We start from the raw sequence: 12,323 nt of genomic DNA, 5'->3' as shown, positions 1-12,323 counted from the left end.
GGGGTAACTTCTATTGAGAAGTCTTACCGCCCCTTCTCCGTCACCGGATGGAACGGGGACTGGCTCAATATGTTCTCCACCCCAAGGCTGGCCAGTTGGGAGGCGGTTTGCCACACCATACCGCCTTTGAAGAAGGTTTTATAGTCCGTCAGGTCTGAAAACAGCGATTGTTGGGTTTTGTCGAACTTGGCCTTCCAGGTTATCTTTCCGTCCGCGGGGTTTATCACCGCCACGGAAAAGGCTACCGACGCCGGTTTATCAGCGATGTACTTGCCCCCAACGCGGTCTTCATACCGCATTACGGAGCCCACAACAACAGCCTCAACCCCCAGGGCTTTGCCCACCTCGGCGGCGACTGCAACGAAATTATCATCGCCCGGGGCGGGAAATTTCTTCAAAGCCTCCAGCGTTTCCTCTCTGGTCAACGCCGCATACCCCAGCTTGCCCAGGGCTCCACGGAAATTGTCCGCCACAACTTCGCCAGAGCCATCCTCCACAGTTCCGGGCGCAAACGCCAAGCCCGTTATGCGGCATATTGCCGGTTCGTTGGAGGGTTTGGCGGTTTTCTCCTCGATAAAATCCAGCACGGCTACGGTTCGTATCTTTTCGGAACCCTCGCTAGCGGAGTGGGCCGGGGCGGTAACGCCATGTTTGCCCGAAAAATCATCGGTAAGCGAGGCGCAAGCGCCGATCCACAAAATGGTCATCGGCAGAACCAGGGTTTTAAACGCTTTGAACCACTTTACAAATGTCATTTTTACCGCTTTCCCGCGTTATTTCGCCGCATTGTTCTTTTTATAATGTCCGCTCTTACCGCCGCTTTTTTCAAGCAGTGATATGTCCGTTATGGTCATATCTTTCCCGGCGGACTTTACCATGTCGTAAACCGTAAGTAACGCCGCCGACACCGCGGTGATAGCCTCCATCTCTACCCCGGTTTTTCCCGTGGTGCGCACAAGCGCCCGGGCCACCACGCAAGAGCGGGTCTCGTCCACGGTGAAGTCCACCTCCACAGACGAAAGGGGAATGTTATGGCACAGGGGGATTATCTCGGGGGTTTTTTTTGCCGCCATGATACCCGCCAGCCGGGCCACCCCCAATACGTCACCCTTCTTGGCGGAGCCTTCCATTATGAGGCGAAGGGTCGCCGCACCCATGATTATCCGGCCTTCGGCCACCGCCTCGCGCACGGTGTCGGACTTTGCTCCCACGTCCACCATCCAGGCGGAGCCCCGTTTATCAAAATGGGTTAGCGGCATGGGCGTTATTTGCCGTTTCCGTCTTTCAGTTTTTCCGGTTCATCCTCTTTAAAAGAGTCGCGGAAATTGCGGATGCCTTTGCCCAGGCCGGAACCAATGGCCGGGAGCCGGGAAGCCCCGAAAAGGACCAGTACCACCACCAGAAGCAGAAGAAGTTTGGGCATGCTTAACATTTTTAGTTCCTTTTCTTTTCCGGCAGGATATCCCGGATTATCCATTGGGCCAGGGCGCGGGGATTATCCCTGCAAAACACCGGCAGGCCATCATCCGTCACGGTTCCCGGCGGGGCCGGGGTTTCCACTATAAAACCGGCCACGTCATTGCCATAGTGTAAGCTTTTTGACTGTATATCGGCAAGGGGAGCGAAAACAAACCTCAGTGCCGCCTCTTGCTTGAATCCCTCCACTAGCGCAAGATCCACCTTTCCGGCGAACATTGCCAGCGCTTCACCCAGCGTAAGCGGGAGGGAAAGTTTCTCGGCGTAAAACAGCGTGTCGTCGCTTAATAGCAGAACCGGATTGGCCCCAGCCTCCCGAAACCGGTAAGAATCTTTGCCAGGGTGGTCCACTTCTATCCTGTGATGACTTCGTTTCACCGCGCCCACCCCAACCCCCATAGAAGAAAGCTCTGGAATCAGTTTTTCTATAAGGGTGGTTTTACCGCTACCGGAAGGGCCCGTGAAGGCTATGGCCAAAGGGGAATGGTTCGGTGTTTTCTCCAGTTTCATTACGCGACATTTTATAACGTGAGACGGTGAAACATAAAGGGGCAATAATCGTACCGGAGGGCGAAAGGAGGATTTATAGATTGAAAAAATGGACTTGTTCGAAAAAACTAGGTAGAATCAAAAAATAAGCTGTTCCAATTTGATGAGCCGTTGTTCCAAAGGATTCAGGGCAATTTAGGCTTTTCACACCGAACCAAGGCCAGCGCCTTAAAATACGCTTTAAAAAACAATGTGTTTTGGGCTTTTGGCGAGCCTGAAAAAAAGTTTGCCATAAAGTTTTGTGTATGTTATAAATTAACACCCTGCCCCTTCCAAGGGGCAGGCATTTCGATTCCAAAAGCCACCCTTGCAGTTTAAGAAGCTTTTACTTGGAAGTGGCAACCTTAGGGGAGAATTTTATGGCCGAGCATGTCTCCGAATCGTCCGGGGGTAAAGGCGCGCCCTCGCGGAGAAAGTTTTTTCTTATAACGGGCTGGTCGTCGCTAGGCCTGTTCTTGTCGGGCGCCGGGGCGGCGTTTGCCCGGTATTTTTATCCCGGTGTGCTTTATGAGCCCCAGACCACGTTCAACGCCGGACGGCCGGAAGAGTATGTAAAACCGGTCAACCCCACCGAAGTGGTGGTGGATGAGCGGTTTAAAAGCTCGCAAAGGGTTTGGATTGTAAGGAGTTCCAAAGGGGTTTACGCCATGGTGGGCGTTTGCACCCATTTAGGATGCACCCCCAACTGGTTTCCCGGCGAGCAGAGGTTCAAATGCCCCTGTCACGGCTCCAACTACAATGTGGAGGGTGAAGTGGTGGCGGGTCCCGCTCCATTGCCGCTGTTCCGGGCGAAGATTAAGCTTGCCCCGGACGGTTCCATGATAATCACTACCGGTCTTTTGGGCATCAAGCGTCCCGAGCTTCAATATAAGAAGTCCACGCTACTGCCCAGGTGGACCGACGAAGAGAAGATAGATATAGCCAAGGCGCCGTATTTCCTTGAGATAAAGGCGTAAATCCTGATAACTAAGAAGGGGTTGTGATATGGCTGAAACGCCGTCTGAACACGGTAAACAGCAGGAGCCGGGGTTGCTAAGCAAAATTGTCCGGCTTTTGACCGACAACGACATATACCGGTCTTTCTTCAGGACCGGTTATCCGGACACCCTGTTGAAGCGCATGGCGGTCATGCGCTCCAGCTTCGTGATGCACATTCTCCCCACCAAGGTTGGTACCCATGGGCTTAAGCTGGGGTACACCTGGTGTATGGGTGGCATCACGTTCTTCCTTTTCCTCATGCTGACGCTGACGGGCGTCATATTGATGTTCTACTACGTGCCAGAGGAAAGCAGGGCTTTCACCGACATGAAAGACCTCAAGTTCATGGTTCCCTACGGCATGATATTGAGGAACATGCACCGGTGGGCGGCCCATGCCATGGTGTTCTCGGTTATAGTCCACATGGCCAGGGTGTTCTATACGGGTTCTTACAAGGCCCCGCGCCAGTTCAACTGGGTGGTGGGCGTGCTTCTACTTACGCTTACCCTTCTGCTGTCCTTCACCGGATATCTTCTGCCGTGGGACCAACTTGGTTTCTGGGCGGTTACCGTGGGCACCAACATGGCCTCGGCCACGCCGTTCATCGGGTTTGAAGGGCCGTTCTCCGAGTTCCTTGGGGTGCGAATCGATAACGATATAAGGTTTGCCATCATAGGCGGCACCAGGATCGGCGCCAACGCGCTGATCCGGGCTTATGTGTGGCACTGCGTGGCGTTGCCTCTCATAGCCTCGGCGCTTATGGTGTTCCATTTCTGGCGGGTGAGGAAAGACGGGTTCTCCGGGCCTCTGTAAACGGCGGGCTTAAGGGGAAGTTTTTAGTTCGGTATCGTGGATATGGTTAACATTGGTTGTCCCTTAACTGGAAAGGTGGCAGATGTCTGAGCTGAACGTGGCGAAGTCGGGCTATATGCTCTCAAACAAGCCGGATTATCCGCGCGAGCCTTCGTGGCCGAACTTCGTGTGGATAGTTTTCCTTAGTATGCTTCTTGTTACGGTGGTGCTGTGGGGCATCTCCGCTATTTTCGACGCTCCGCTGGAGGAAGTGGCGGCTTGGGCGAAAACGCCAAACCCCGCCAAGGCCCCGTGGTACTTTATCGGCCTGCAGGAACTGCTGGTTTATTTTGACCCGTGGATAGCCGGGGTGTTACTGCCCACCCAGATAATAATAGGTCTGGTGCTTATCCCATATGTGGACATTTCCCCTGCGGAGCAGGGCAAATACAGCTTCTCGAAAAGGAAGTTCGCGGTGGTTTACTTCTCCTTCGGCCTGTTCCTCTGGTTCTTGCTTATAGCAATAGGCCAGTGGTTCCGCGGGCCGTCATGGGAGTTCTACTGGCCGGTTATAGACTATCCGATAGGCGGAGAAAGCTGGACATATCCCAACGTGCCGCTGAAAGTCTCTGAAGCCCAAACGGTAAACGTGCCCAACGCCATCGGCTGGCCCATCCTTTTCATCTTCTTTGGTGGCGGGATGGTTGCGCCTTACATCGTGGCCAGGTTTCACCAGGCTTCAGCTCTTTGCGCCAGGCTTAAGGATTATCTGGACCGTATAGGGCTTGTCCGCTATTTGCTCATCCAGGTTCACGTGCTACTTACCTTGAGCGTGGCGGGCAAAATGATATTACGCTTGGTGTTCGGCTACAAATATATAGTCACCACCCCTTTCTTCAACATATAGCGAGGGGAGAAAAAAGATGAATTACATAGTAGCCGCCATACTGATAATAAACGTCCTGGGGTTCATAGTCCTGTGGAAGCGGGAACAGAGCCTTCTTTACGCCATATTCTCGGTCTCCATACTTTTCCTTTTCGGCCTTACCACCTATAAGGACATGACCCCGGAATGGAAACAGTACCAGTACAAATACAGGGACATGCTGGTGGCTCATGAAGAGGATCCGGAAATGCGGAAAGAGGCCGCCAAATTCGAGATCAAGATCCGCCAGATATGGAACAAGGAACTGGGCGTGGCCGACCGGTGCATATCCTGCCATTTGGGATGGGAAAACCCGGATATGAAAGACGCTCCCCAGCCTTTCACCTATCATAAAGCGGCCCGCATACTGGAGAATGGCCGCACGGTCCACGATTTCAACAAGACAGGTTGTGTGATCTGTCACCAGGGCCAAGGTTTGGGCACCAACAAGCTTGACGCGCATGCCCGGGACATCCATCATTGGGAAACACCGATGTATCCCACCGGCCAGTTTGGCATGGTCCAGGCCTCGTGCCCCCAGTGTCATGAAGAGGTTTACCGGCAGGGTACCGATCTTGAGGGCGCCGAGATGTTGCTGGACGCCAGGGATTACGCCTCCGGCCAAAACCCGCTCCAGATAGAATGCGTGTCCTGTCATACCATCCGTGGCGTGGGCGAGGTGGTGGCGCCGGACCTGACCAGTTACGGTGAGTCCACCGAGCACGAGTTCGAGGCCACCCACAACATGAAGCATGTGGAAGGCGCGAAGGAAAAATACGAGTGGACGTTACAGCATTTCCTGAACCCGCAGAAAATATCTCCGGCGGATCCGGAGCATGGGGTTGAGGAAACCATAATGCCCAACTTCGAGATGCCCAAAGAAACGGCGCATATGCTTACCACCTGGGTCTATTCCAACAAGGAAAGCAAGGTGCCGTTGAAGTATCGTTACCGCCTGCAGATCGCCGAGGGTGAAAAGAAACACGGCGGCCTGGTCCAGGAAATAGCCGGCCTGTACACCCCGGCGGAATACGCCGAGTTGGCGGAAGGTGAAAAGCTTGTTCTGCGGTATAACTGCTGGGTGTGCCATACCATCCACGGCAAGGGCGGCAAACTGGCGCCCGACCTGACCAAGGTCGGCACTCGCAGAAAAGAAGAGTGGATGGTGAAACACTTCAAGGATCCAAGGTCTGTCACCCAGAAATCGTTCATGCCGAAGTTCAACCTTTCGGATGAGCAGATTTCCGAGTTGGTGACTTACCTGAAAACTTTGCAGTAGATTTGAGGCGGTTCCCCGCGGAAGCTGGAAACTTCTTCCGCGGGGGATTTTTAAAGGGCGCTGGAATCCTGGACCGGAAGGTTCCGTTCAGAACCGGAACGCCCGCTGGCTAAGTGGATTTGTTTGGTTTATACTTAGTATAAACCGATGCGTTCCCTCTCCAGCCGAGCTTTTTTTATTTGTGGAGGTCTCCATGACCAGAAGGTATTACGATTTTCTTTACGACCCGAAAACCTACGCGGACATTCCCTGTCAGACGAATTGTCCCGTTCATACGGATATACAGGAATACGTAAGGCTTATCTCCCAGGGGCGCTGGTCCGAGGCGCACATGCTTATCCGGGAGACCAACCCGTTCCCATCGGTTTGCGCCAGGGTGTGTCAGCATCCATGCGAAACCGGGTGTAACCGGCAGAGGGTGGACGATTCTGTGGCTATCCGCACCCTCAAACGGGCCGCCACCGATTATTCCGAACGGGAGGTTAACCCGCCAGCCGCGAGCTATCCCACGTTAAGCGAAAAAATCGCGGTGATAGGCGCTGGCCCCGCCGGGCTTACAGCCGCCTACGACCTGGCGAAGTTGGGTTACCGGGTAACAGTATTCGAAGCGGAAAAACATGGCGGCGGCATGTTGCGCTATGGGATTCCCGCCTACCGTTTGCCCCGGGAAGTTATAGACAAAGAAATAGAATTCGTAAGGCGCTCCGGCGTGGATATACGCTACGGCGTGCGGATCGGCAAAGACGTTATGCTGGAGGACCTGCGGGCTGAATATAACGCGGTGCTCATCGCCGCTGGCGCCTGGAAAGCGGCCATGCTGAACGTGCCCGGCGAGGATTTGAAAGGCGTATTCCACGGCGCAACTTTCATGTACAAGATAAACAATGGCGAGTCCATGTCGCTTACGGGCAAGAAGGTTGTGGTGGTGGGCGGCGGTTTTACCGCCATGGACGTGTCCCGCTCCTCCATCCGCATGGGCGCAAAGGAAGTCCATATAGTTTACCGCCGCACCAGGGACGAAATCCCGGTGGTGGAGCAGGAGATTATCGAGGCCGAGGAGGAAGGGGTTACTTTCCATTACCTGGTGGCCCCGGTGGAAGTTGTCTCCAGCGACGGGAAGAACGTTTCGGGCATTAAACTTATCCGCAACCAGCTGGGCGAACCGGACAGGAGCGGCAGAAGGAAACCTGTGCCCGTTGAGGGTTCAGAGTATGTCATGGATTGTGATATTGTGGCCCCCGCCGTTTCCCAGGCGCCGGAGAGCGATTGTCTCAATGGTCTAAAAGGGGTGCGGCTTACTAACTGGGGCTCCATCGTTGTGGACGAGAAGAGCTGGATGACCAACCTCCCCGGCGTTTTCGCCGTGGGCGATTTTATCACAGGCACCCAGCACGCCATTAAAGTCATCGCCGAGGGGCATCACGCCGCCGTGTCCATAGACACGTTCCTGCGGGGGGAGAAGGGGGATTACGCCCGGAAAAACCGCGAGGAGTACGATCTTGTGGATATGGACGAGCCGGGAAGCAAGGCATACCATTACGACGACATCGCAAGGCAGACCAGCGGAGCCATCGCCATCAACAAGCGGGTCAGCACCTTCCTGGAGGTGGAGACCGGCTTTACGAAGGAACAGGCCATAGCCGAGGCCAGCCGTTGTTTCAAATGCAACTACCTGTGGACTTACAAGCCTGAGCTTTGCATCATGTGCGCCAACTGCGTGGATGTTTGCCCGCAGGCTTGCCTCTCCATCACGCCGCTTACGGAGTTACAGCACCAGCGCTGGCTCAACGAAGGGATCGGTTTGAAAGAGCAGGGGGTCACCGGCATCGTTATAGAGCGTGACAGGTGTATCCGGTGCGGATTCTGCCGGGACGTTTGCCCCACTGACTCCATCACGTTCTCCTGTTATAAAGGTAGCGTCGAAAAACTGAAGGTCTGACGTTTAAACGGGCCGGATTTACTTTAAGGAGGGGTATATGCTTACTGTTGGCGACAGGATGGCCATTGACCTGATAAAAGTGAATACCGGCGCATCGGCGCTCTCGGTGGCCCAGCTGATGGCCGAAAAACGAATCGGCAGTCTGCTGGTGGAAGACGGTGGTAAAGTGGCAGGAATTATCACCGAGACCGACCTTGTCCGCAAGATCATGGCCAAAGGGCTGGACGCGGCCGCCCTGAAATGCTCCGAGGTGATGAGCGCCCCGTTGAAGACCATAGAGTCCACCCGGAAGCTTTTCGAAGCCGCCGAAGTGATGGACAAACACCACATCCGGCACCTTGCGGTGGAAGAGGACGGCGAGATAAAAGGGGTTATTTCCGTGCGAGACCTTATCCACCCGGAATTCACCGATGGGGAAGGGTGGTAGGGTTTAGGCCCTCCTGAAAATCCCTGGCTTTAATTTGTTTCACCGGGGTCGCTGACCCCGGTTTTTTTCCGCTATGGAATAACCACAGTAAAGACCTGACCGCTAATGAACCCCCAACGGGGGAATCTCGCCTAAGTAATGATTTTTTACAATATGGCCATTTTTGTGATATATTTTAGTCTAAATTTCCAAGTCATCTACAATAACCATGTCTGTTGATAGCCAAAGCGGCAAGCTTGAAGAGGAAATTATTGGCGATATTATAAAAAATATCACCGTTCCTTTCTGTTCCCGCAATATCAACAAGGCTCTTCTGGCCTTTTCCTCGGCGCTCATGCAAAAAGGGGTGGCCAAGCAGGCCATAATGGACGCGCTGGCGGTGGTAAAACCCCAGCTTGCCACCCAGGCCGACGAAGTGAACGTGCAATGCCAGGCCGCCGTGCGCTATTTCAACGAGCGCAAGGAAATGGAGAAAATGATCACCGACTTCCTTGGCCGGGCCATCATCTCCAGAGTAGAGGGTCATTTCCCGGTGGACGCAGAAACTTGCGAAACCATCCTAAAACAGCCGGTGCCAGGTTTCATTCCCAGGGAAATAAGCTCGGGGCTAATAGACGCCATAAAGTTTTCCCATGGGGACGAGACGCTGGAGGAATATGAGAAAGTGGCCAACGCCCGGGCCGACAAGCACCGGCGCAAGACAGACCGCCTGGTGGACCTAAAGGCGTTCCTGGGGGATCAGGAGATGCGCCAGCTGGTGGATAAAATGATTCGCCAGTTCCGGGCCGTGGTGGATAAGAAATCCTCCGAGGATCGCAAGAGGTGGATTTTAACCAAAATAACCACCGGTTCGGATTTTTCGGGCATGAAGCGGGATTTGGTGGATGAGGAATACGCCCTTCTTCTTAAAGACCTTCTCGGTTAGCCGTCACTCAGTACCGGTATCCATCTTCCAAAAAACATTCCGTCCCCCATTTACCGGGATCAATTCCATTACGGCTTTTGTATCCGGCTCCACGTCCTCCAGCAGATTCAGGTTTGCCGCCGCCGCCGAAGCCCTTCCCAGCGCCCTGGAGGCCGCATCGTACCGCCTGCAGGCCATCAGGGCTAAGGCGAGCATTATGTGGAACGAAGGGAGGTTTAATAGCCCAATGGCGGTGTTGTAATGCCGGAGGGCCGCGGAATGGTCTTCCAGCGCGAAATTGAACCCGCCCAATAAGAATTCCCTTTCCAGCAAAGTCTGGTTTATCCCATTGAGTCCGTTGGCGCGGGCCACAGCCAGTTCACGGCGCACATCCGAAAGGCGGCGCACCGGAGCCAGCAATGAGCATCGCTTTTCAGCCTGGGGAAGGCCGTTCAAGCTGTCCACAACCTTGAGGCGGACACTTTCTATTTCTTCCTCTATAAAATCCAGCGCCGTCTCATCGGCCTCGCGGATCTTTATGGTGAAGAAATGGCGCTGGGAATAGGGGATAACCATTCCGCCGCGCTTCTCCTTGTTTGTGATGCGCCGGTAGGTTATGTACATCACTATCACAATCCCCGTTGAAATGATGGCTCCTATTATCATGCTGACTATCAGCATGGCCTGGGTCTTGCCCACCGACCGGTCTAAAAGCTGTTCAGCCCGTGTCATCACTGATTTGCTTTTAAGTTTGGCCCCCAGTTCCATAAGGCGGACATAGGAGTAGTATGAATCCACCTCCTCCCCCACGGTGCGCAACGCCAATCCAAGCATGAGGTAAGTGGAGGGGGTTTCCAGTGTCTTTGCGGCCTGCTTGTAATGACGGGCCGCCTGGCGATACTCCTCCCTGGAGAAAAAGTAGCCGCCTATAACAAACTCCCGCAGGGCATTCTCGTCCTCGGAGCCGTAAAGCTCATCCATCTCCCGGCGGACATCGTTGAGCGTGGGTAGAAGGTTGAAATAGGTGTAAGTGTCCCGCAAGATGGACATTTCGGCGTTATAAACGGTGAGCAACTCGTTGAAAGGGGCCTTGCGCAGTTGTTCTACCAGCCCGTTGCGGGCGGACAGTCCTTCATCCGCGCCTTCATCAATGACGATGACTTCGTTCTTGGGGCGATGCCGCTCATAATAAATATGGCCTGCGGCCGCCGCGCTAATCACCAAGGCAGGTATGAGCAGAATCACCCATAACTGCCCGTTCTCCCTCAATACCCGTAGGATGTTATTTAATACCCGCACATCACACCACGGTATAGCTTAATCGCCTCAAATAACCATCCACCCTGTCGCATAGGACAAGGTTATGTTACTTAACCCATTTTTATTAATTATAAACTCCCGCCAGCCTTGTTTCCACTACCGGCGGGAGTTTTTATTGTGGACAGCGGTTCAGGAACGAAAAAATAGGTTCTGGCGCAATGGCGCCAGCCCTGGAGGGTTAACCCCTGTTAACCCGCAATTCCCGCTTATTGGGCGGCTAGCCTTTCAAAGACCGCTGGAATTTGAAAAGCTGGCGTTTGTAATAAGGGTCGTTAGGCACCAGCGCAATGGCCTTCTTGATGGTGTTAACGGCCTCTTCATAGTTGCCGTTCCGGTAATGAACCTCCGACAGGGTATCCAGGTATTCCGGGATATTGTCGAAAATGGACAACGATTTTTCCGAAAGTTTCAACGCCTCGGGCAGGTTTATCCCCTGTTTGGCGAAAATCCAGGCCAGCCGGTTTTGCGCAGGGGCGTAATCATCGGCCTCTTTTAATATGTTCTGGCATTCGTTGACAGCCTTTTCGTTCTCCTCCTGCTTGCTGTAAACGATGGCCATGCCAAGCCTGGCCCGGAAATTGGCCGGGTCTTTATCTAAAGCCTTCCTGAAAAGCTCACCAGCCTGGTTCAGCGACGCCCCATCCACCTTCTGGAACGCCACGTTGTTCAGGGCTTCGGGCGAGTTCGGGTTTATCTGGGCTACGGTCACAAAATGCTTCAGGGCATCTTTCTCCCGGCCCGTCCTGTGCAGGATTTGGGCTAGCAACAGCCTTATTTCTTCGTTGTTCGGCAGAGAGGCCACTCCCTGCTCAAGGGTTTGGATGGAATCTTTATATCCCTTCTTGTCCAAGTAGATGCGGGACAGGGTAAGGTAAGGCTCGGCGGTTTTAGCGCCCCGCTCTATTTCTTTTTTAAGCCTGGCTATGTCCTGCTCGGATACAGCGCTCATGGCGCCAGAGGCTTGCTGTTCAACTCCGGCCTGTTGGGGTTGGGTTGATTGCTCCGTTTCAGCCTGGGAAGCCACATCGCCTTCTTTGGATCCGCCATCGCCGCTGAATATAACCCAAAGGGCCAGTATCACAAAAATAACACCCCCGCCCATCAACCATTTTTTGTCCGGCAGGAAGAAAGACAGCGCGGAAATTTCCCCCTCTGGCGCCGATCCCGTCTCCAGCGGCGAGGTAAACTCCGAAGCTGTAACGGTCTTGGCGCCGCCGCTCTGTTTTTCCTGGGGCGCGGGCCGCTCACGGAACGGCATTGCGCAGGAACCCTGGAAAAAAGCCCATTCCTCGGTGACCAGGGATGGGGTTTTCACATTCCCTTCCAGACTGCTGTTGGAATGCAGGGAAACGCCTTTCCCGGCGTCCACATCGCCAACTATACGGCCGAAGTTATAAAGATTGCCCACCTTCAGCCCGGCTTTCACTTTCCCGGTTTCACCGACGATGAAGGTGTCTTCGGTGATCACGTCCCCTTCAAAATCACCATCGAAACGGAGTACGCCTTTAAACTTCAAAGAACCCCGGAGTGTGGTGCCTTCCCCGAAATATGAGCTTATCTTTCCCAGATTCATGATTTAAACCAGCTGTTGGACATGAAATGAGAAAATATGATATTCGCCGCGCCCGCGAAGTTCAAGCTCAAAAGGCGTTAATTCTAAAAGTGGTATTTCCGGGAGGACTTGGCCCTTGGGCCGGGGGAACCTTGTGCCCGATTGTTACAGCTACCCAACTT

Annotated in this window: 13 protein-coding genes; 7 read left to right on the top strand and 6 right to left on the bottom strand. The window is 53.9% G+C overall.

Annotated elements, in window-relative coordinates; all coding sequences use genetic code 11:
- Positions 1–23: 23 nt before the first annotated feature.
- From HY751_03835 to mobB, 4 genes are read right to left on the bottom strand one after another with little or no spacing between them, the layout of a single operon-like run.
- A complete protein-coding gene (locus HY751_03835; protein ID MBI4665522.1) occupies positions 24–755 on the bottom strand; it encodes a hypothetical protein in 732 nt (243 codons plus the stop codon).
- An 18-nt stretch (positions 756–773) separates the two neighbouring features.
- Positions 774–1,259 carry a cyclic pyranopterin monophosphate synthase MoaC gene (moaC, locus tag HY751_03830; protein MBI4665521.1) on the bottom strand — a complete coding sequence of 162 codons (486 nt, stop codon included), beginning with the start codon at positions 1,257–1,259 and terminating at the stop codon, positions 774–776.
- Between the two features lie 5 nt (positions 1,260–1,264).
- Entirely contained in the window at positions 1,265–1,432 is a 168-nt protein-coding gene (gene tatA / locus HY751_03825; protein ID MBI4665520.1) for a twin-arginine translocase TatA/TatE family subunit, read from the bottom strand.
- A gap of 2 nt (positions 1,433–1,434) precedes the next feature.
- The gene (mobB, locus tag HY751_03820; GenBank protein MBI4665519.1) at positions 1,435–1,986 is read right to left on the bottom strand and encodes a molybdopterin-guanine dinucleotide biosynthesis protein B; all 552 of its coding nucleotides are present in this window, start codon (positions 1,984–1,986) and stop codon (positions 1,435–1,437) included.
- 398 nt (positions 1,987–2,384) lie between these two features.
- Here mobB and HY751_03815 point away from each other — a divergent pair, with 398 nt between their 5' ends.
- From HY751_03815 to HY751_03785, 7 genes are all read left to right on the top strand, one after another.
- The gene (locus HY751_03815) at positions 2,385–2,981 is read left to right on the top strand and encodes a Rieske 2Fe-2S domain-containing protein (protein MBI4665518.1); all 597 of its coding nucleotides are present in this window, start codon (positions 2,385–2,387) and stop codon (positions 2,979–2,981) included.
- Positions 2,982–3,009: 28 nt separating this feature from the next.
- Positions 3,010–3,816, top strand: a complete 807-nt coding sequence (locus HY751_03810) for a cytochrome b N-terminal domain-containing protein (protein ID MBI4665517.1) — start codon at positions 3,010–3,012, stop codon at positions 3,814–3,816.
- A gap of 82 nt (positions 3,817–3,898) precedes the next feature.
- Positions 3,899–4,702 carry a hypothetical protein gene (locus HY751_03805; protein ID MBI4665516.1) on the top strand — a complete coding sequence of 268 codons (804 nt, stop codon included), beginning with the start codon at positions 3,899–3,901 and terminating at the stop codon, positions 4,700–4,702.
- Between the two features lie 16 nt (positions 4,703–4,718).
- A complete protein-coding gene (locus HY751_03800; protein MBI4665515.1) occupies positions 4,719–5,999 on the top strand; it encodes a c-type cytochrome in 1,281 nt (426 codons plus the stop codon).
- Between the two features lie 193 nt (positions 6,000–6,192).
- Positions 6,193–7,938, top strand: coding sequence for an FAD-dependent oxidoreductase (locus HY751_03795; GenBank protein MBI4665514.1), 1,746 nt, complete (start codon positions 6,193–6,195; stop codon positions 7,936–7,938).
- Positions 7,939–7,975: 37 nt separating this feature from the next.
- Entirely contained in the window at positions 7,976–8,365 is a 390-nt protein-coding gene (locus tag HY751_03790) for a CBS domain-containing protein (protein ID MBI4665513.1), read from the top strand.
- Between the two features lie 208 nt (positions 8,366–8,573).
- On the top strand, positions 8,574–9,290 hold the full coding sequence (locus tag HY751_03785; protein MBI4665512.1) for a hypothetical protein: 717 nt from the start codon (positions 8,574–8,576) through the stop codon (positions 9,288–9,290).
- A 3-nt stretch (positions 9,291–9,293) separates the two neighbouring features.
- Here HY751_03785 and HY751_03780 read toward each other — a convergent pair whose 3' ends face one another.
- Together HY751_03780 and HY751_03775 are read right to left on the bottom strand one after the other, a co-directional pair.
- Positions 9,294–10,568 carry a hypothetical protein gene (locus tag HY751_03780; protein MBI4665511.1) on the bottom strand — a complete coding sequence of 425 codons (1,275 nt, stop codon included), beginning with the start codon at positions 10,566–10,568 and terminating at the stop codon, positions 9,294–9,296.
- 238 nt (positions 10,569–10,806) lie between these two features.
- On the bottom strand, positions 10,807–12,162 hold the full coding sequence (locus tag HY751_03775; GenBank protein MBI4665510.1) for a tetratricopeptide repeat protein: 1,356 nt from the start codon (positions 12,160–12,162) through the stop codon (positions 10,807–10,809).
- Between the last annotated feature and the right edge of the window lie 161 nt (positions 12,163–12,323).

Source organism: Nitrospinota bacterium (genome assembly GCA_016208975.1).
GTDB lineage: Bacteria > Nitrospinota_A > UBA7883 > UBA7883 > JACRLM01 > JACQXA01.
The sequence above is the reverse complement of the archived record's forward strand: the minus strand, read 5'-3'. Positions and strand labels throughout refer to the sequence as shown.

Bases quoted from the DNA above. Each gene is read 5' to 3' on its own strand.
- HY751_03835 (MBI4665522.1), bottom strand. From the start codon at position 755: ATGACATTTGTAAAGTGGTTCAAAGCGTTTAAAACCCTGGTTCTGCCG.
- moaC (MBI4665521.1), bottom strand. From the start codon at position 1,259: ATGCCGCTAACCCATTTTGATAAACGGGGCTCCGCCTGGATGGTGGAC.
- tatA (MBI4665520.1), bottom strand. From the start codon at position 1,432: ATGTTAAGCATGCCCAAACTTCTTCTGCTTCTGGTGGTGGTACTGGTC.
- mobB (MBI4665519.1), bottom strand. From the start codon at position 1,986: ATGAAACTGGAGAAAACACCGAACCATTCCCCTTTGGCCATAGCCTTC.
- HY751_03815 (MBI4665518.1), top strand. From the start codon at position 2,385: ATGGCCGAGCATGTCTCCGAATCGTCCGGGGGTAAAGGCGCGCCCTCG.
- HY751_03810 (MBI4665517.1), top strand. From the start codon at position 3,010: ATGGCTGAAACGCCGTCTGAACACGGTAAACAGCAGGAGCCGGGGTTG.
- HY751_03805 (MBI4665516.1), top strand. From the start codon at position 3,899: ATGTCTGAGCTGAACGTGGCGAAGTCGGGCTATATGCTCTCAAACAAG.
- HY751_03800 (MBI4665515.1), top strand. From the start codon at position 4,719: ATGAATTACATAGTAGCCGCCATACTGATAATAAACGTCCTGGGGTTC.
- HY751_03795 (MBI4665514.1), top strand. From the start codon at position 6,193: ATGACCAGAAGGTATTACGATTTTCTTTACGACCCGAAAACCTACGCG.
- HY751_03790 (MBI4665513.1), top strand. From the start codon at position 7,976: ATGCTTACTGTTGGCGACAGGATGGCCATTGACCTGATAAAAGTGAAT.
- HY751_03785 (MBI4665512.1), top strand. From the start codon at position 8,574: ATGTCTGTTGATAGCCAAAGCGGCAAGCTTGAAGAGGAAATTATTGGC.
- HY751_03775 (MBI4665510.1), bottom strand. From the start codon at position 12,162: ATGAATCTGGGAAAGATAAGCTCATATTTCGGGGAAGGCACCACACTC.